Genomic DNA, 678 nt, shown 5'->3' on the forward strand with positions numbered 1-678 from the left:
AGCTGCGCCTGCGCCTGATGTACGCGCTGGCGATAGATGCGGTCATCAATTTGCAGCAGCAGATCGCCTTTTTTGACCTGCACGAAATCCTGCACCTTCACCTCGGTGATATAGCCGTTAACCTGCGGGCTGATAAAGGTGGTCTGCCCGCGCACATAGGCGTTATCCGTGAACTGACTGTGGCGGGTAAAGGGCGGCAGTTGCCAGGCGTAGAGGATCACCAGCACCCCGACGATCCCTATCGCCGCTGCGGTAAAAATGGAAACAATGCGCAAATTATTGCGGGTAGTGGCCTGCTCTTTGGCGGCATCCTGCTGACTCATAATCTCTCCGGAGGTAATGCGCTGTTCATTCTTGGTTTTCTTCCATTATTTGGTGCCCGTGGCGTGTTTTAGCGCCAGACGGGCGGTGATTCTCAGGCGCAGCAGGCGCCACAAAATCCACACCAGCGTGGCGGTGGCAATGCCTGCGGTCAGCAGATAAGTGTCGTTATAGGCCAGAATATTGGCTTCGAGCGTCGTGACAGTTTGCAGTTGCGTGACGGCCTGGGTGTTAAGCAGGGCGCTGTCGCCAATCAGGTTCTGATACATCTGGGTGTAAATCTGTAGCCGCTCGTTGACCAGCGGATTGAGCGTGGTGAGTTGATCGGCCAGTAGGTTCGAATGGTATTTCTCGCGC

Annotated in this window: 1 protein-coding gene and 1 pseudogene; both read right to left on the bottom strand. The window is 55.5% G+C overall.

Going from position 1 to position 678, the window contains the following annotated elements; translation table 11 throughout:
• On the bottom strand, nt 1–323 hold a 323-nt coding region (locus K5E19_RS23285), incomplete at its 3' end, for a biotin/lipoyl-binding protein (protein ID WP_221553294.1).
• 45 nt (nt 324–368) lie between these two features.
• Nucleotides 369–678, bottom strand: a pseudogene (locus K5E19_RS23290) (MFS transporter); the annotation flags it as partial.

This window comes from Enterobacter sp. RIT637 (assembly GCF_019718755.1).
Classification (GTDB): domain Bacteria; phylum Pseudomonadota; class Gammaproteobacteria; order Enterobacterales; family Enterobacteriaceae; genus Enterobacter.